Genomic DNA, 17183 nt, shown 5'->3' with positions numbered 1-17183 from the left:
ATTACTTCTCGACGACGCCGAGGATATCGTCCTCACGCATCATCAGGAATTCCTTGCCGTCAAGCTTGATGTCGGTCCCCGAGTACTTGCCGAACAGCACCTTGTCGCCGACCTTGACGTCGAGGGGCAGAACCTTGCCATCCTCGGTCTTCTTCCCCTTGCCAACAGCGATGACTTTCCCCTGCTGGGGCTTTTCCTTGGCGGTGTCGGGGATGATGAGGCCCCCGGCGGTCTTGGTCTCTTCCTCGAGACGCTCGACGATGATGCGATCGTGCAATGGTCTGATGTTCATGACAACTTGCTCCTTTCCTGTGCACACATTGGATGGAATGAGAGGGCTGTGCCCCGTTTAACGACAATCGCTAACGCAAAAAGGCTCGCGTTCGAAACCGGCAAACGAACCAAGCCTTTTGCGGCCCTGTTAGCACTCGGTGCAGGTGAGTGCTAACAGCTGGGGCTTAATATAATCAGCGGGGAGAGAATGTCAAGGGGTTTGTCGAAAATTTACCGGGAGATCAATCGGCCGGCAGGTGCTTCAACACTTGAACAGAGAGGGTTTCGGCAACCCGGCGGGAGATTCGGGTGCGCTCCTGATCGAGGGTCGAACGATCGTGATCGAACATCTCCTTGACCGGCATTTCATAGTCGAAGACCGGAGACGGCTGGCCCGGACGGAAGAGATGGACGCGGGCACGGGCGCGGATTTCGGTCGAACAGCAACCGGAGTCCTCGACGTAGCCGAAGAGTTCGCCGGTGACATAGGTACGGCTCGCCAGCCAGTCGTGGCCGACCTTCTTGGTGCCGCTCTTGAGAATGACGAACTCGGTGCCGCCACTTTCGCTCGCCTCGTTGAGGAGGTCGACAAAATCGTCAAAGACCCCCTCGGCGACCACTCCTGGGACCATCAGGGTGGTGAAGGGAAGGATATAGACCTTCCGTTGTGGTGGCGCCTCCCGCAGCACGTCGATCGGCTTGGGACCGGGCGGCGGGGGAGAAAGCTCTTCTTTTGCCAGGTTGGCCAGGGCCAACTTATCGGCCGGTGCCAGGGGCAGCCTTTCCTCAGGCAGCGCGGGTGCCTGGCGGAGCTTCAGCAGATCCGTAAGGGGGATGTTCTTCCCTTGGCTGGGCAGTTGTGGGGCTTCCAGGGGGGGCGTTATCACATCGGTAGCCGGTGCAAGACTGTCTCCCGGCGGCGCAACCGATTGGGAGGTTGCGCCCCCCCTGCCACGGGCCAAACCTGCCGAAAGGGGCTGGGGTTGGGGTCCCCTTGGAGCCGGAACCGATTCCTCGACAACGGGGCGAAGAGTAGAAAATGGGGCTATTGGCGAGTTGGGGGTCGGCGGGTTGCCAGCCAACACAGGCAATGCCACCATCGCTGCCGGGGCATGCGGTTCCGTTGCTGCCAGAGGCGCTGGGAAAACACTAACGGTTTCAATACCCGTCTCCCCTGCAGGCGACGGTGGAACCGGGACTGGAGTCGATGGGCGTGGGTTGAGAACCTGGGGGCGCGGGGTCTCGTAAGTCGATCCCAACTGGTCCAAAACGGTCTGTCCTGCCGGGGTCCGACCAAGAGACTGCAGGGCCAATTGCACTTCGCTGAGCAAGGATAAAGACAGCCCTTGACGGGCAACCAGGGGATCAGACAGGCCGGAGCCGGAGGTCTTAAGAGGGAACCGAGCCAGAACCTGGAACTCATCTACAGGTTGTTGGCGAACATAATCCATCGGCAGGATCGCCAGATCAACCTGCTGAACCAGATTGATCCAATCGTGAAGAACATCTGTATTCTTGAAGAGTTGCACATAGACATCTTGGTTCAACTGCCCCGAAAGATAGAGCGCCAGAGCACGAGCCTGGGTTCTGTTCTGGATCAGATCGTTGCCGCCCGGGACAACTCCGAAAGTTATCTGCGCCCTGGCCGGAGAAGACACTGTCGCCAACAGGGCGACAAGAACAACTACCATCAAGATTTTTATCGAAAAGCTTGCGCTTGGCGGATTACTCACTCCCAGTTCTTCTCCTGAGATCGACATGGTAGGCTCTTTACCGGCAAGCCCCCCCCGAAGACAGCCCATTTTCAGCTGCGTTTAAGCATCTCTTCCCGAAAATAACGATCGTACAGAAGATGCCACTGGCGGCTTCCCGGAGTCTGATGCTGCCGCTGGAGGCGGCTTCGTACCAACGAATCGACCTCCTCCACGGCAGCCAGATACCGCGTCGCAGTAGTCTTTAGGACTTGCAACGCACGTCCTTCGTCGAGATAATCGACCAGATCGTCCCGCCACAATCCTTCCTTGATCCGATGGGCCAAGTGGGAAATCCGCGCTTCGCTCAGCATTACCTCGCCCCTCCCTCTTCGGCCAGCCGTCTCTTGATCATCTGCAGCAACTTCTGGCGGTCGACACCAGGAGGAGCATTTTTCAGATGGACCGCCAACAGTTTTTCTGCCTCCAGGTCAAGATCCTTATCGCGCTCTAATTCCTGGCCAATAAGCTCGGCAATCCGCTTGCCGACCCGTTCCCGGTCCACCTTAAGTTGCACCGCCCCGGAATCGACCAAGGCGGCAAGCAGAGCGGCAGCCAGACGTTGTTGATCCTCTTCCCCGAATAACACCCCGACCTCCCGAAATCGGCAAAAAACCTCCTGATTAGGTCCAATTCTCAGCTCGGCGAAGCCAGGCCTCGGGCCGCTTGCCGATTGAGACACAGGCGAACAGCAGTCTTGGCAGCATGCTGCGCAGATCGAACCGCCGGTTGAACCGGTACTGAAACTCGGCCAGATAGCGATGCGCATATTTGTCGAAGTCAAACGCATGATACGTTCCGGCCATGGCCGTCTTAAGATTGCCCAGGATGGTGTTGATCCAGTGGAAGCAGCCCATGTCGGTACTTCTGCGTTGATCACCAACCACCTCTCGCTGATGGTAGCACCCAGTCTTGGTGACCGCGCGGAAGCAATTCAGGCCATCAGAAACGACCAGCGCCGTCGGTGCCAAATGATTCTTGGCCCATTGATCAACGTCATGGCTGCTGAAGGTCGTCACCCGGCTAAAAACCGCTCGCAGCGGATGGCCGTCATGACTCGTTTCCACCGCCGCAATGAAGGGAACTTTGTTCTCCGAACCGCGACCGACTTTCCCGCCGGAGCGTTCTCCGCCCAAGTAGGCATCGTCGATCTCGACTCGCTGACCCAGAACCGTTGTCTCTTCGCGTTCGAACATCGCCTGCATGAGCTTGTGCTTGAGTCGCCAAGCCGCCTTGTAGCTCAAGCCCAGCATACGTCTCATCTCCAGCATCGACAGGCCGGACTTGCCTTGTGTCATAAAGTAGAGGGCAAGAAACCACTGGGTCAGCGGTAGATTGCTCCCATGAAAAATCGTTCCGGAAATCAGAGAGATCTGTTTTCGACAGCGACTGCACTGGAAGATTTTCGACTGTCCTCGCCGGAACTGGACCGCGCGGCTTGCACTGCATGCTGGGCAGACAAATCCTTGGGGCCAGCGCGAGTGCTCAAGGATCGCCTCGCATTGGGTTTCCGTACCGTAGTCTTTGAGAAAATCAGCCAAGCTCAGCCCCGGTTGAAACTGGATACGATTGATGGCCATGGGTGCTAACCTCCTTGTTTTTCATGGGTTCCATGGCCAAACTCTATGCTTCCTGTGCGACAGAATGTGTCATAGCTGAGAATTAGGGCTAATCAGGAAAAACCTTGAAAAAACTACGCCATCCTACCTTTGGCCAAGGGCATTGTCAACGAGGGAATCCTTGACAATGCCATGCAGGATGTGCTATCCAGTGCGCCATCGTCGCCAGGGGATTACCGTCCTTGATTGCCCCGATGGGCAGCCGCTGACCTGCCCCCCTGACGAGTTGTGCGCCTGGACTTCGCAGCAATGCCGGCCCAGGCGTTTTCCGTTCCGCCAAGGAGAAGTGCGCCATGGCCAAAAAACTCTACATTCCCGGCCCGGTCGAGGTCAGCCTCGACGTCCTGCAGGCGATGGCTGCCCCGATGATCGGGCACCGCATGAAGGAATACGCCGAACTTCACGGCCGCGTCACCCGGGCTCTCAAGGCCCTCCTCAACAGTTCCGACCCGGTCTTCCTCTCCACCAGCAGTGCCTTCGGCGTCATGGAAGGGGCGGTCCGCAACCTGGTGCAGAAGCGCTGTGCCAACTTCAGCAACGGCGCCTTCAGCGCCAAGTGGCACGACGTCACCCTGCGCTGCGGTCTCGCCGCCGATCACTTCGCCGCCGAATGGGGGGAACCGGTCACCCCGGAAATGGTCGACGCAGCGCTCGCGACCGGCAAATATGACGCCATGACCCTGGTCCACAACGAAACCTCGACCGGCGTGATGAACCCGCTGGCCGAGATTGCCGTGGTGATGAAGAAATACCCGGAGGTCTCCTTCATCGTCGATACCGTTTCCTCCATGAGTGCCGTCCCCCTCGACGTCAGCGCCCTTGGCACCGATGTCTGCCTCGCCGGAGTCCAGAAGGCCTTCGGCTTGCCGCCGGGGCTGGCGGTCTTCGCCGTCTCGGCCAGGGCGCTGGAGAAAGCGGCGACCACCCCCAACCGCGGCTACTATTTCGACTTTCTCGAGTTCGCCGCCAACGACCTCAAGGACAACACCCCGAGCACCCCCTGCATCAGCCTCATCTACGCCCTTGACCACCAATTGCAGAAGATGGCGGCCGAAGGGCTGGAGCGGCGCTACGCCCGCCACCAGGCCATGGCCGAGGCGACCCGCAGCTGGATTCTCGACCAGGGCTTTGGCCTCTTCGCTGCCGACGGCTATCGTTCCGTCACCCTGACCTCCGGCGCCGATGACGGCCGCACCGACCTGGAAAAACTGAAAAAGCTCGCCGGCTCCGAGGGCTACGCCATCGACAACGGCTACGGCAAGATCAAGAACCGGACCTTCCGTATCCCGCACATGGCCGACATGGTCCAGGCCGATCTCGACGAACTCTTTGACCTGCTTGAGAAGCTGCTGCCCCAGGTCCGCTGAATTTATCGGCGAAAAATCGATCGGTACGCAGAACGGCCCCGGATTTTCCGGGGCCGTTCTGCGTACTTCGCGATTTTTCAGCCGCGTTGACCAGGTCAGGCGACCAGCGCCCCGCCGCAGGAAGATCCACAACCGGCGGTACAGCCGAAGCAGTGCGCGCCGGTGACAATCGGCCGTCCGGCCAAGAGGGGCGGATCGAGGTCGTCGATATGGCGCGGCAATCCCGCAGCGAGACCAAGACCGAGGGCGAGGTTGAAATCGCAATCCCCGAGGGTGCCATCCCAACCGATGCAGATCTGGTGGCGACACATCAGGTCCGCAAGGGTCTCGCCGTTGAAGGAGTCCTCGAGCAGAGTGCGGTACTGGGCGCCCCTGGCCTGCCGGTCGAGCTCCTCCATGAAGCGCCCGATCGGCATATTGGTGATGGTCAGCAGCCGGGTGAAGACGATCCCGAAGCGATCGGCGAGCTCGCGGCGATAGTCCTCTTCGAGGCGTGCCTGGCCGGGGGGAAGGAAGGGTCCGCCCGGGTTGTAAACCAGGCCGAGGCTCAGCTCAGGCGTCTGGCCGTAGCCGAGGCGATTGAGCCGCTGCAGGACGGTGATCGACTTTTCATAGGCCTGCGCACCCCGCTGAGCCGCGACATTTCCCTCCAGGTAGCAGGGGAGGGAGGCGACCAGCTGCACCTGCTGGCTCCGGCAGAACTCCGGCAGATCCTCCTGCCCCGGTTCGAGCATGACCGTCAGGTTGGTACGCACCTGGACCGGATGTCCGGCCCTGCGCAGGGCGCTGACGAAGCGGCGAAAGTCGGGATTCAGTTCCGGTGCGCCGCCGGTCAGATCGACCCGGCTTCCGGGGAGATCCTTTGCCAGTCCCAACACCTTTTCCATCGTCGGCCAGGTCATCACCTCGGGCCTTTGCGGCGCCCCTTCGACATGGCAGTGCCGGCACTGCAGGTTGCAGCGCAGCCCGAGATTGACCTGGATCACGGCAACCGCCGCGGCGGCAAGGCCCCGTCCCAGGGAGCGGCGAACGGCAAGGCTGAATCGATTCATTGTCTTATACTCCTGGTCCCGGCAACCCCCGATCGGCGCCCGGGCCGACTCAGGCCGGTTCGAGACCGGCGAACTTGAGCAGCAGCTTTTTCGGGCCGACCGTGTTGAAATAGACGATCACCTTCTGGTTATCCCCCTGCCCCTCGATACGGCGCACTGTGCCGATCCCGAACTTGACATGGCGCACCTTGAGGCCGATGCGCAGCCCCTCTTCGGCATCCGGAACGACGCGCACCTCTTCGACAAAATCATCACCGTCCCCCCCGGTGACCGGAAGGGGGTCGGGCAACAGCTGCTCGAAGACCGAAGCGAGGTTGTGGCCGGCCACACGCTGCAGGCCTGGCGGCGTCTGGGCCAGAAGCCGGGGCGGGATTTCCGCCAGGAAACGGCTCGGCGGATTGTACTGAAAGGTGCCGTAGACGCGGCGGCGCCGGGCATGACTGAGGATGAGCTTCTCCATCGCCCGGGTCATGCCGACATAGCAGAGGCGCCTCTCCTCTTCCAGGTCTTCTCCGGCACCGGCGGCCCGGGAATGCGGGAAGAGGCCCTCCTCCATGCCGGTCATGAAGACTACCGGAAATTCGAGACCCTTGGCGGCGTGCAGGGTCATCAGGGTGACGCGGTCGAGGCTCGGGTCATAGGCGTCAAGATCGGTAATCAACGCCACCTGTTCGAGGTAGTCGGCAAGGGTCCCCTCGCTGCTGGCGTGCTCTTCCATGCCGGCGAGGAGCGCCTCAAGGTTTTCCAGCCGCCCCCGCGCTTCCTCGGTCCGCTCCTCGCGCAGGAGGGGACCGTAACCGCTCTCCTCGATCAGGTCGGCTGCCAGTTGCGGATAGGGCTGGGTAGCAAGGCGCTCGCTAAAACCATCGAGAAGGGCAAGGAACTCTGCGACCCGGCTGGCGGCGGCCCCGCCGATCGTCCCCTTTTCTAGCGCCAGGCGGCAGGCGGCGAGGAGGCCGCCGGCGGACTCCTCGTATTCGGCGATGCGACCGATGGTCACGGCGCCGATCCCCCGCGGTGGCACGTTGATGATGCGCCGCAGGGCGAGGGAATCGGCCGGGTTGACCAGCAGGCGCAGGTAGGCCAGGACGTCCTTGACTTCCATGCGCGCATAGAACTTGAGACCACCGAACATCACGTAGGGGAGGTTCTGGCTGCGCAGGGCTTCCTCCAGGACGCGCGACTGGGCGTTGGTCCGATAGAAGACCGCGATGTCGCGCAGATGGCGGCCGGCGCCATGGAGGCGCACGATCTCGCCGGCGACAAAGCGCGCCTCTTCGAGATCGTCGGGGAGCGCTTCGAGGCCGATCGGTTCCCCGGCGGGGTTCTCAGTCCACAGGGTCTTCCCCTTGCGTCCACGATTCTGCGCGACGACCTCGCCGGCAGCATCGAGGATCGTCTGGGTCGAGCGGTAGTTCTGCTCCAGACGAATCGTCACGCAGCCCGGAAAATCGCGCTCGAAACCGAGGATATTGCCGATCTCCGCCCCGCGCCAGCGGTAGATCGACTGGTCATCGTCGCCGACGACACAGAGGTTGCGGTGGACTTCGCCGAGTTTTGCCACCAGCTCGTACTGAATGGCGTTGGTATCCTGGAACTCATCGACCAGCAGGTAGCGAAAGCGCTCGCGCCAGCGCTGCAAAACCTGCGGCTGTTCGCGGAAGAGCCGCACCGTCTGCAACAGCAGGTCGCCGAAGTCGAGGGCGTTGGCCTGCTGCAGCCGCTGCTGGTAGCGGGCGTAGATCTTGACCAGTTGGGCGGTGGCAAGGTCGTCGGCAGGGAGGTCGCCGGGGAGCAGACCACGATTCTTGGCGCCATCGATGAAGCTCGCCGCGGCCCGGGGGCGCAGGCTCTTCTCCGGGATGCCGAACTCGTCGAGAATCGATTTGAGGAGCCGCTCCTGGTCCTGGTCATCGTAGATGGTAAAGGCCTGGGTGAAGCCAAGAAGTTCGATCTCCCGACGCAGGATGCGCACGCAGGTGGCATGGAAGGTCGCCACCCAGGGGAGTTCCTCGCTGCCGAGAAGCCGCTCCAGCCTCTCCTTCATCTCGGCGGCGGCCTTGTTGGTAAAGGTCACGGCGAGAATCTGCCAGGGAGCAACCTTCGCCTCGTGAATCAGCCAGGCGACGCGATGAGTGAGGGTCCGGGTCTTGCCGGAGCCGGCCCCGGCGAGGATCAGCAGCGGTCCGTCACCGTGCTGGACGGCCTGGCGCTGCGGTTCGTTGAGAGCGGCGAGGAGACTATGCATCCTCGTCCTCGAGGTGGCGGGCCATCAGCGCCCGGTTGTAGGCGGCGACCATGTCGCGGCGGGAGATGATGCCGACGATGCGGCGGTGGGTCTCTTTGTCCACCACCGGCAACTGCTCGATATTCCGATAGCCGATCTTGCGCATGGCGGTGTCGAGGTCTTCCCCGGCGTGGGCGGTGATGACGTTGGCGGTCGCCAGCTCCTTGACCACCACCAGGTCCATCAGGTCGCGCTCGAAGACGACCCCCATGAAATCCTGCACCGAGATGATCCCGGTCAGTTCGCCGGCGGCATCGACCAGCGGGAAGTTGGTATGCCGGGTCTTTTCGATGAAACGGGCGAATTCCCCCAGGGTCATCCCCTCGGAGATCGTCTCCACCTCGGTCTCCATCACCTCGCCGACGGTGAGGGACTTCATGATGTTGCGCTCTTTTCCCGCGTCGAGGTCGATCCCCTCCCGGGCCAGCTCCATCGTCTCGAGGCTCTCCTGCTTGAAGTGGCGGGCCACGGCGGTACCGATGACACAGGTCAGCATGATCGGGATGATGACCTGGTAGCTGTCGGTAATCTCGAAGAGGAGAAAGATTGCCGTCATCGGCGCGTGGGTGGCGGCCGCAAGAAAGGCCCCCATGCCGACCAGGGCATAGGCGCCGGGGGAGAGGGCGGCGCCAGGGAAGAGAATCGCCGCAATATGGCCGAAGGCGCCGCCGGCCACCGCGCCGAGGAAGAGGCAGGGAGCGAACATGCCGCCGGGGAGGCCGGAGTTGAGGGTGATGGAGGTGGCGATCGCCTTGGCCAGGATCAGCCCCGCCAGCAGGTACCAGGTGTGTTCGCCGGAGAGGACCGATTCCATGAATTCGTAACCATTGCCAAAGACCTGGGGCAGGACAATGCCGATCAGGCCGACGGTCAGCCCACCGAGGACCGGCTTGGCGAGGCGCGGCAGGTTGATGGCGGCGATGCGGTCCTTGATGCGGAAGTGCAGGTCGATAAAACCGGCGGCGAGGCCGCCGATGGCGAGGCCGAGCAGGAGGTAGAGGGCCATTTCCCAGTAGCTGTGCATGAAGTAGGGGGGGGCAACGATCTCGGAACGGTTGCCGAGCAGGGCGCGGGAGATGACGGTCGCCATCCCCGAGGAGATGACGATGGAGGTGAAGCTGGCGAGTTCGAAAGAGGCAAGCAGGACGATCTCGGTGGCGAAAAAGACTCCGGCGATCGGCGCGTTGAAGGTCGCCGCCACGCCGGCGGCGGCGCCGCAGGCGACCAGCACCTTGAGCCGTTCGCCGCTGACCTTGAAAAACTGGCCGAACTGGCTGCCGATGGTACCGCCGATCACCGCGATCGGCCCTTCCTGGCCGGCACTGCCGCCGGTGCCGAGGGTGATCGCCGCCCCCAGCCCCCGGGTCAGCAGCGGTCGCAGCGGCAGCTTGGCGCCGCGCAGGTTGACCCGAACCAGGAAGCCGGCGAAGCCCCCCTTGAGATCCCTGGCGAAGAAGACCCAAAGCGGGATGACTAGGAGCCCGCCGATGGCAGGGAAGAGAAAGATCAGCAGGCGATTCAGGTTCCAGGTCTCCTGGGAGATCCCGAGCAGCTGCTGCCCCTGCTCCATCACCCCCCAGTGAATGAATTCGATGGTCTTGCGAAAGGCGTAGTTGCCCAGACCGCCGAGCAGACCGATGATCACCGCCAGGATGATCAGAAAATTGTTCTCGCTGACCCGAAAATACTGCAGCAGCGCGGTCAGCCAGCGGCCGAACCGTTCGACGAGGGGGGGCAGAAGGGACAAAATACGCTTACTCCACAGTGACGCTCTTCGCCAGATTGCGTGGCTGGTCGACATCGGTCCCTTTCAGGACGGCGATATGATAGGCGAGCAGTTGCATCGGAATCGAGGTCAGGACCGGCATCAGGTCGTCAATCGCGGAGGGGAGACGCAATACAGCGTCGGCCTTGCCAGTCAGGTCGATATCGCCGCTGGTAATGGCGATGACCCGCCCACCGCGGGCATGCACCTCTTCCAGGTTGGAGAGGACTTTTTCGGAGGTCTCGTTCTCCGGCACCAGCACCACGACCGGCAGCTGTTCATCGATCAGGGCGATGGGGCCGTGCTTCATCTCGCCGGCAGGGTAGCCCTCGGCGTGAATATAGGAGATCTCCTTGAGCTTGAGGGCCCCCTCGAGGGCGATCGGATACTGGTTGCCGCGACCGAGGTAGAGGAAATCGCGGGCGCCCATATAGGTGCGGGCAATCTCCTCGGTTGCCGCATCGAGTTGCAGCGTCTCTTCGATCAGCCGTGGCAGCGCCAGCAGTTCCCGACAGTGCGCCCGGCACTCTTCCGCCGCCAAGGTTCCCCGAGCCTGACTGAGACGCAGGGCGAAAAGGTAAAGGGCGACCAGCTGGGTGGTAAAGGCCTTGGTCGAAGCGACGCCGATCTCCGGTCCGGCATGGGTATAAACCACCCCGTGGCTCTCGCGGGCGATGGACGACTCGACGACATTGCAGATCGCCACTGCCCGTCCCCCCTTGCCGCGCGCCTCGCGCAGCGCCGCCAGGGTATCGGCGGTTTCCCCACTTTGGCTGATCAGCAGGGTCAGGGTGCGCTCACCAACGATCGGGTTGCGGTACCGGAATTCACTGGCGATATCAACCTCCACCGGCACCCGGCAGAGCTTCTCGATCAGGAATTTGCCGACCAGCGCCGCGTGCCAGGAGGTGCCGCAAGCGACGATGAAGAGTTTCTCCATCGACCCGAGTTCGGCCTCATCGAGCTTGAGATCCTCGAGGTAGACCACCCCCTCGTCCTCCATCAGCCGTCCGGCCAGAGTGTCGGCGATGGCCCGCGGCTGCTCGTAAATCTCCTTGAGCATGAAGTGGCGATAGCCTCCCTTCTCGGCCATCAGCGGACTCCAGGTGATGGTCTTGCTCTGCTTCTGGCGGGGGCTTCCGGCGAGGTCAGTGACCATCATAGCGCCGGTGCGAAAGACGACCATTTCGCCGTCCTCGAGGAAGACCATCTCGCGGGTATGGGAGAGCATCGCCGGAACATCCGAGGCGACGAAGAATTCGCCATCCCCCTGGCCAACCACCAGCGGCGAACCAAGCTTGGCGGCGATCAACTTGTCCGGTTCCCCTTCGCAAAGAATCGCTACGGCATACGCGCCGCGCACCTCGGTCAGGGCGCGGCGCACCGCGGTCGCGAAATCGGCGAAGGCCTTGTAGTGTTCTTCGACGAGGTGGGCGATCACCTCGGTGTCGGTCTCTGAGCGAAAGGTGTGCCCTTCCCGGCGCAGCCGGTCGCGGAGCGCCAGGTAGTTTTCGATGATGCCATTGTGAACGACGACGATCCCGCCGGCGTAATGGGGGTGGGCATTGGTTTCCGAGGGCCGGCCGTGGGTGGCCCAGCGGGTGTGGCCGATACCGAGGCTGCCACTCAAGGGGCGCTCTGCGAGGAGCCTTTCAAGGTTGACCAACTTCCCTTGGGCGCGACGGATATCAATCCGCCCCTCCTTGAGGGTGGCGATGCCGGCCGAGTCGTAGCCGCGGTATTCGAGGCGCCGCAGCCCCTCGAAGATGATTGGGGTCGCCTGCTGGGGGCCGATATAACCTACGATTCCGCACATAGATAAATTCCGTAATTAGTGGCTGATGACGAGTGACCGGGCCACAGCAGCAGGCCCATCGGCAATTACTTCTTTTCCCGCGCCTTGCGCTTGCGGGCGGCCCACCCCTCGACGATCTTCTGCTCACTGCGGGCGATGGCGAGGGCATCCTCGGGCACATCCCGGGTGATGGTCGAGCCGGCCCCGATCAGACTGCCGCTGCCGATCCGGACCGGCGCGATGAACTGGACATCGGAGCCGACGAAGACATTGTCGCCGATGATGGTGCGATGCTTGTTGACGCCGTCGTAGTTGCAGGTGATCGTTCCGCAGCCGATATTGACGTTGCGCCCGATCTCGGCATCGCCAAGGTAGGTCAAATGGCTCGCCTGGGCGCCTTCAGCGAGGATCGCCTTCTTGGTTTCGACGAAATTGCCGAGTTTGTTGTGGCCGGCGAGAACGGTCCCCGGCCGCAGGTGGGCCATCGGGCCGATGGCGCAGGCGGCGCCGACCTGCGACCCTTCCAGTACCGAACCGGCCTTGAGGTGAACACCGTCGGCAACCTGGCAGTCGCGCACCACCACCCCCGGCTCGATACGACAGTCACGGCCGATACTGGTATTGCCCTGCAAATGGACGCCAGGGGCAATGACGGTATCGGTGCCAATGCGGACGGCCGGATCGATGTAAGCGGTCTCCGGGTCGACCAGGGTCACCCCCTCCCGCATCAACGCCTCGTTGCGACGCCGCCGCATGGCCACGCCGGCCGCCGCCAGCTGCACCCGGTCATTGACCCCCTGCGCTTCGGCGGGGTCGTCGGTCGCCAGGGCACGGACCCGCTCGCCCCCTTGCCGGGCAATCGCCAGGACGTCGGTCAGGTAGTATTCACCCTGGGCGTTATTGCAGCCGACCGCCTCCAGGGCGGCAAAGACAAAGGGGGCGGCAAAGGCATAGATGCCGGTGTTGATTTCGCGCAGCGCCTGCTCCTCGGCGCTGGCATCCTTCTCTTCGACGATACGCAGGACCTCGGCGCCAGCGCGGACGATCCGCCCGTAGCCCCGGGGCTCGGCGACCTCGGCAGTGAGGACTGTCACCGCCGCCTGTTCACTCTCGTGGTAGGCGAGCAGGCGATCGAGAGTCTCCCGGCGCAGCAGCGGCACATCGCCGCAAAGGAGGAGCAGGGTTCCGTTGAACCCGGCCAAGGCTTCGGCGGCGCAGCGCAGCGCATGGCCGGTGCCGAGCTGCTCTTCCTGGCGCACGAAACCGGCTCCACTGTCGGCCAGATAGGCCTCGACGGTGGCGGCACCGTGGCCGACCACCACCAGCCGCGGATCGCAGTGGAGCTCGGCGGCGAGTTGCAACGGGTAATAGACCATCGGCATTCCCGCCACCTCGTGCAGAACCTTGGGTCGGGACGATTTCATCCGCGTCCCCTGGCCGGCGGCAAGAATCACTGCAGCGCGTTGAATTTTGTTCATGATCCCCCTCTCTCGGGCAGGTTTTTCGAGCGCTTCATTATACGAAACCTCCGGGGGGAGTCAAGGAATATGCCGGTTTCGATCCCCCTTCAAATCCGGAATTTCCTTTTCTTTACCGTGCGTTTTCAGTATAGTTTTGGCCTTGGAGGCCCTTCATGAATGAACGCCGTGACATTGGCAGGATCCTCTCCGACATCGAACAGGAGATGAAGGAGCTGGAAATCGCCTATGAACAGTATTTTGCCGGGGTGGAAAAGCGTGAGCCGATCAAGCTGCGCGAGGCGATGGCCCGGCGGCTGCGGCTGTTTGCCAACCGGCGCATTGTCCAGACCGACCTGCGCTACCGTTTCCAGAACCTTTCGACCCGCTTTCACACCTACTGCAGCTACTGGGACCGGATCCTGCGGCTGATCGAGGAAGGTCGCTACAGCCGCCAGCAGGGTCTTTTGCCCAAGTTCTCCCCGCCAGCGGTCGAGGTCCCTGCCGCCAAGGAATCCCCCCGCCCTCTGGACCAGGCGCCGGCAAATCCTTCGGGCAACGGCAGGATGATCGATTCCATCTACCAGCAGTTGGTCGAAGCCCACCAGGCCTGCAACCTGAAAGTTCCCCAGCGTCAGAAGGTCGAGGAGTTCCTGGCCCAGCAAAAGGACAAGATCCGCGAGAAGTTTGGCGATCGCCCGGTTGAATTCCGCATCGACCTCGCTGGGGGCAAGCCGAAACTGAAGGTCAAGGCCAAATAGGCGGACCGAGTATGGCCAAACGGACAAAGACAGCCCTGGTCCTGGCCGGAGGCGGCATCATGGGCGCCGCCTACGAAATCGGCTGCCTGACTGCCCTGAGCCGGCTCTTCCCGCGCGGTTTTTCCCCCTGCCGGTTCGACCTCTATATCGGCATCAGCGCCGGATCGGTCATCGCCACCCTGATGGCCAACCGGATCGAACCGGAAGCCCTGTTCCGGGCCATCGCCAACGAGGAAAGCAACGTCTTCAACTGGCGCCGCCGCGACATCTACCGGCTCGAAACCCGCGAAACCCTCTTCGCCATCGGCCGGGTGCTGCGCAACTTCTACCGCATCTACCGCTATTACCGGCAGAACCGCTGGGGCTTCTCCCCGCACGATCTGATTCACATCATCCAGGAACAGTTCCCCGCCGGCCTCTTCTCCCTGGACCCCCTGCAGGCCTATCTCTGCCGGTCGTTTCGCCAGGAGGGGATCATCGACGATTTCCGCCTGCTGAAGCGGGAACTCTACATCCCGGCCTACGATCTCGACCGCGGCCAGCGCGTTGTCTTCGGCAGCGAAGGATATCGCGAAGCGCACATCTGCCAGGCGATCACCGCCTCCTGCGCCATCCCCTACTTCTTCCAACCGCACAAGGTGGGGGAGAGCTTCTATGTCGACGGCTCGACCGGGCGGGTTTCTCACCTCGACATCGCCATCGAACGAGGGGCCAAACTGATCGTCGTCATCAACCCGCGGATGCCAATGGACAACGACATGGAACATACCTGCCTCCCCTCCCTCTCCTACGGGCGCTGTTCCAGCATTGCCGAACTCGGCATCAACTACGCCTGGGAACAGTCGCGCCGGATCGAGAGCCGGGAAAAACTCGGCCTGGCCCTGCGTTACTACCAGCAGAATCACCCGGAAGTTGATATCCTGTTGATGCAGCCGGGGCCGGAAGAATCGCTCCTCTTCTTCCAGAGCCCGATGAGCAACCGGGCCCGCAGCATGGTGATGAACTACGGCTACCAGCTCGCTCTCAGCGACCTGCGAACTTCCTATGACCGCTTCCACGCCGCCTTTGCACGGGCCGGAATCGTCACCAGCGCGGCCGAATTGTCGGCCCCGCCACCGGCCGAGATCATCATCTGACGCGATTCTGCCGCCAACGACGCCGGGAGAGGCTATGAAGATCGTCTTTGCCACCCTGCATGTTCGTCCCTCGAACCAGTCGATTCCGCTGGCCGCCGGCTGCCTCGCCGCCGCCCTGCCACCAAAGCTGCGCGAACAGGCCGTCCTCTACGACTTCTTCCCCGGGGAGAGCCCAACCGAAATCGCCGCCACCCTGGTTCAGGCGGCGCCGCAGCTGGTCTGCATTCCCCTCTACAGCTGGAACCGCCAGGTCATGGTGGGCGTCGCCCGGCTCCTTCGTCAGGCACTCCCCGCGGCCCTGCTTGTGGCCGGTGGCCCCGAAGCGACCGCCGCCCCCGAAGCCCTCCTCGCCGCCGATGGCTTTCAGCTCCTGGTGCGGGGCGAGGGGGAGGCCGCCCTGGCCGAACTCTGCCGCGGGCTGGCCGCGGGCGAACCACCGGCCGCCCTTCCCGGCCTTTCCCTGCTCACGCCGGATGGCATCATCCACGGTCCGGAGCGGACGCCGGCGTTGCCAACGGAGCTCCCCTCCCCCTGGTTGACCGGGGTATTGCGACCGACCGAAGGGGGCGGGATTCTCTGGGAGACCGCCCGCGGCTGTCCCTTCGCCTGCGATTACTGCTACGACGGTCGCGGCACGAGTGGGGTGCGCCACTTCCCGGCAGAGCGCCTGCAGGCGGAGCTGCGGCTCTTTGCCCGCAGCGGCGCCAGTCAGGTCTGGGTTCTCGACTCCAGCTTCAATGTTCCTGCCGAACGGGGGCGCGCCCTGTTGGAACTGGCGCGCCGGGAAGCGCCGCACCTGCAGCTCCACCTCGAGGCCAAGGCCGAATTTCTCGATCGCTCCACCGCCCGTCTGCTCGGACGCCAGCCCTGCTCGGTCCAGCTCGGGCTGCAGTCCTTCGACCATAAGGTGCTGCGCCACATCCACCGCCGCTTCGATCCCCAGGTCTTCCGCGAGCGGGTCGACCTTCTCAGCCAGGCGGGCGCGACCTTCGGTTTCGACCTGATCTATGGCCTTCCCGGCGACAACTACCAGGGCTTTGCTGCCAGCCTCGAACAGGCCCTGGCACTGCGCCCCAACCATCTCGACCTCTTTCCCCTGGCGCTCCTCCCCGGCACCACCCTGCATCAGCGCCGCGCCGAATTCGGGTTGCAGGCGGATCCCGACCCACCCTACCTGCTGCAATCGAGCACCAGCATGAGCGCCGCCGCGATGGAGCAATGCCGCCACCTGGCGGCGGCGACCGACCTTTTTTACAACCTCGGTCGTGCCGTTGCTTTTTTCCCCAGCCTGCTGCAGGCGACTGGCCTGGCCGCGGTTGCGTTTTTGGAGCAATTTGCCACCTGGCTCCTTACCAGCCAGGGGGTCAGTGCTGCCGAGCTGGCTACCGCCGAACTCTGGCCCGCCGAGCGCGTCGCCCCGCTGCAGGAAGAGTTCGTTTCGGCACGCCTTGCCGCCTGCGGCCGGGGCGAACTCTGGCCGGCGGCCCAGGATCTGCTGCGCTATCATTACCACTATGCCGAGACGTTGCTCGGCGCCGAGACCCTGCCGGCGAACCCGGAAGAGCTGCGCGGAAGGGATCTCTGGACCACCTCCTGGCGCACCGCCCCGACTCTGCGGCTGGTCCCTTTTCACTACGAAATTCTCGACCTGCAGGAGTTGGCGGAACCCGATCTGCAGCAGATCACCGAGCTGTTTCGCCCCGTCGGCTCGACCGGTCTCTTCCTGCGCCGGGGAAGCGAGGTGCTCTGCGAGTCACTGGAGGAGGCGTTTTTGACCTTGCTGCGCGGCAGCAATGGCCGGCAGTCCCCGGAAACGATTTATGCCGGCAGCATTTCCCGCGGCGAGGGGGAAGAGATTGTGGAGTTCGCGGTGGCGGAAGGGCTGCTGCTGCCACCGGAAGGTTGAACAGGGCGGTTGCG

15 protein-coding genes are annotated in these 17183 nt (G+C 63.0%); 5 read left to right on the top strand and 10 right to left on the bottom strand.

The features are described 5' to 3' along the window. Nucleotide 1 precedes the first annotated feature (1 nt). Nucleotides 2-292 (bottom strand): co-chaperone GroES, encoded by a 291-nt coding sequence (gene groES / locus DBW_RS03110; RefSeq protein ID WP_066724061.1) that lies wholly within the window; start codon nucleotides 290-292, stop codon nucleotides 2-4. Nucleotides 293-515: 223 nt separating this feature from the next. After that, a complete protein-coding gene (locus DBW_RS03105; RefSeq protein ID WP_157471730.1) occupies nucleotides 516-1028 on the bottom strand; it encodes a hypothetical protein in 513 nt (170 codons plus the stop codon). A 591-nt stretch (nucleotides 1029-1619) separates the two neighbouring features. Between DBW_RS03105 and DBW_RS03100 the strand changes: the two genes are divergently transcribed. Then, nucleotides 1620-2024 carry a hypothetical protein gene (locus DBW_RS03100; protein WP_066724052.1) on the top strand — a complete coding sequence of 135 codons (405 nt, stop codon included), beginning with the start codon at nucleotides 1620-1622 and terminating at the stop codon, nucleotides 2022-2024. Nucleotides 2025-2077: 53 nt separating this feature from the next. Here DBW_RS03100 and DBW_RS19030 read toward each other — a convergent pair whose 3' ends face one another. The 3 genes from DBW_RS19030 to DBW_RS03085 are packed head-to-tail and all read right to left on the bottom strand — an operon-like array spanning nucleotide 2078 to nucleotide 3604. Further along, complete coding sequence (locus tag DBW_RS19030; RefSeq protein ID WP_066724050.1) at nucleotides 2078-2338, bottom strand: DUF507 family protein; 261 nt, start codon at nucleotides 2336-2338, stop codon at nucleotides 2078-2080. Then, a complete protein-coding gene (locus DBW_RS19025; RefSeq protein WP_066724047.1) occupies nucleotides 2338-2613 on the bottom strand; it encodes a DUF507 family protein in 276 nt (91 codons plus the stop codon). The genes DBW_RS19030 and DBW_RS19025 overlap by 1 nt, the downstream gene beginning before the upstream one ends. A 34-nt stretch (nucleotides 2614-2647) precedes the next feature. Then, a complete protein-coding gene (locus DBW_RS03085) occupies nucleotides 2648-3604 on the bottom strand; it encodes an IS1595-like element ISDesu2 family transposase (protein WP_066724044.1) in 957 nt (318 codons plus the stop codon). A gap of 332 nt (nucleotides 3605-3936) precedes the next feature. On the opposite strand from DBW_RS03085, the gene DBW_RS03080 reads away from it, so the two are divergent. Beyond that, nucleotides 3937-5010, top strand: a complete 1074-nt coding sequence (locus DBW_RS03080) for a pyridoxal-phosphate-dependent aminotransferase family protein (RefSeq protein ID WP_066724042.1) — start codon at nucleotides 3937-3939, stop codon at nucleotides 5008-5010. 95 nt (nucleotides 5011-5105) lie between these two features. Here the strand turns inward: DBW_RS03080 and arsS are convergent, their stop codons facing one another. The 5 genes from arsS to glmU form a co-directional block, all read right to left on the bottom strand. Further along, a complete protein-coding gene (gene arsS, locus DBW_RS03075) occupies nucleotides 5106-6062 on the bottom strand; it encodes an arsenosugar biosynthesis radical SAM (seleno)protein ArsS (RefSeq protein WP_066724039.1) in 957 nt (318 codons plus the stop codon). Nucleotides 6063-6111: 49 nt separating this feature from the next. After that, a complete protein-coding gene (locus DBW_RS03070; RefSeq protein WP_066724037.1) occupies nucleotides 6112-8310 on the bottom strand; it encodes an ATP-dependent helicase in 2199 nt (732 codons plus the stop codon). Continuing rightward, the gene (locus DBW_RS03065) at nucleotides 8303-10096 is read right to left on the bottom strand and encodes a chloride channel protein (RefSeq protein ID WP_231875384.1); all 1794 of its coding nucleotides are present in this window, start codon (nucleotides 10094-10096) and stop codon (nucleotides 8303-8305) included. Before DBW_RS03065 ends, DBW_RS03070 begins: the two co-directional genes overlap by 8 nt. Nucleotides 10097-10103: 7 nt before the next feature. Further along, entirely contained in the window at nucleotides 10104-11930 is a 1827-nt protein-coding gene (glmS, locus tag DBW_RS03060; RefSeq protein ID WP_066724031.1) for a glutamine--fructose-6-phosphate transaminase (isomerizing), read from the bottom strand. A 65-nt stretch (nucleotides 11931-11995) separates the two neighbouring features. Beyond that, nucleotides 11996-13387 (bottom strand): bifunctional UDP-N-acetylglucosamine diphosphorylase/glucosamine-1-phosphate N-acetyltransferase GlmU, encoded by a 1392-nt coding sequence (gene glmU / locus DBW_RS03055; protein ID WP_066724027.1) that lies wholly within the window; start codon nucleotides 13385-13387, stop codon nucleotides 11996-11998. Between the two features lie 155 nt (nucleotides 13388-13542). On the opposite strand from glmU, the gene DBW_RS03050 reads away from it, so the two are divergent. The 3 genes from DBW_RS03050 to DBW_RS03040 are packed head-to-tail and all read left to right on the top strand — an operon-like array spanning nucleotide 13543 to nucleotide 17169. Then, nucleotides 13543-14127, top strand: a complete 585-nt coding sequence (locus DBW_RS03050; RefSeq protein ID WP_066724025.1) for an MXAN_5187 C-terminal domain-containing protein — start codon at nucleotides 13543-13545, stop codon at nucleotides 14125-14127. A gap of 11 nt (nucleotides 14128-14138) precedes the next feature. After that, the gene (locus DBW_RS03045) at nucleotides 14139-15263 is read left to right on the top strand and encodes a patatin-like phospholipase family protein (protein WP_066724022.1); all 1125 of its coding nucleotides are present in this window, start codon (nucleotides 14139-14141) and stop codon (nucleotides 15261-15263) included. A gap of 34 nt (nucleotides 15264-15297) precedes the next feature. Beyond that, nucleotides 15298-17169 (top strand): B12-binding domain-containing radical SAM protein, encoded by a 1872-nt coding sequence (locus tag DBW_RS03040; protein ID WP_066724019.1) that lies wholly within the window; start codon nucleotides 15298-15300, stop codon nucleotides 17167-17169. Nucleotides 17170-17183: the final 14 nt, after the last annotated feature.

The sequence above is a fragment of the Desulfuromonas sp. DDH964 genome (assembly GCF_001611275.1).
Classification (GTDB): Bacteria; Desulfobacterota; Desulfuromonadia; order Desulfuromonadales; family DDH964; genus DDH964.
The sequence above is the reverse complement of the archived record's forward strand: the minus strand, read 5'-3'. Positions and strand labels throughout refer to the sequence as shown.

What these genes read in the sequence shown, in the direction of transcription:
- groES (WP_066724061.1), bottom strand. Translation starts at nt 292, where the DNA reads ATGAACATCAGACCATTGCACGATCGCATCATCGTCGAGCGTCTCGAG.
- DBW_RS19030 (WP_066724050.1), bottom strand. Translation starts at nt 2,338, where the DNA reads ATGCTGAGCGAAGCGCGGATTTCCCACTTGGCCCATCGGATCAAGGAA.
- DBW_RS03085 (WP_066724044.1), bottom strand. Translation starts at nt 3,604, where the DNA reads ATGGCCATCAATCGTATCCAGTTTCAACCGGGGCTGAGCTTGGCTGAT.
- DBW_RS03080 (WP_066724042.1), top strand. Translation starts at nt 3,937, where the DNA reads ATGGCCAAAAAACTCTACATTCCCGGCCCGGTCGAGGTCAGCCTCGAC.
- arsS (WP_066724039.1), bottom strand. Translation starts at nt 6,062, where the DNA reads ATGAATCGATTCAGCCTTGCCGTTCGCCGCTCCCTGGGACGGGGCCTT.
- DBW_RS03070 (WP_066724037.1), bottom strand. Translation starts at nt 8,310, where the DNA reads ATGCATAGTCTCCTCGCCGCTCTCAACGAACCGCAGCGCCAGGCCGTC.
- glmS (WP_066724031.1), bottom strand. Translation starts at nt 11,930, where the DNA reads ATGTGCGGAATCGTAGGTTATATCGGCCCCCAGCAGGCGACCCCAATC.
- glmU (WP_066724027.1), bottom strand. Translation starts at nt 13,387, where the DNA reads ATGAACAAAATTCAACGCGCTGCAGTGATTCTTGCCGCCGGCCAGGGG.
- DBW_RS03050 (WP_066724025.1), top strand. Translation starts at nt 13,543, where the DNA reads ATGAATGAACGCCGTGACATTGGCAGGATCCTCTCCGACATCGAACAG.
- DBW_RS03045 (WP_066724022.1), top strand. Translation starts at nt 14,139, where the DNA reads ATGGCCAAACGGACAAAGACAGCCCTGGTCCTGGCCGGAGGCGGCATC.
- DBW_RS03040 (WP_066724019.1), top strand. Translation starts at nt 15,298, where the DNA reads ATGAAGATCGTCTTTGCCACCCTGCATGTTCGTCCCTCGAACCAGTCG.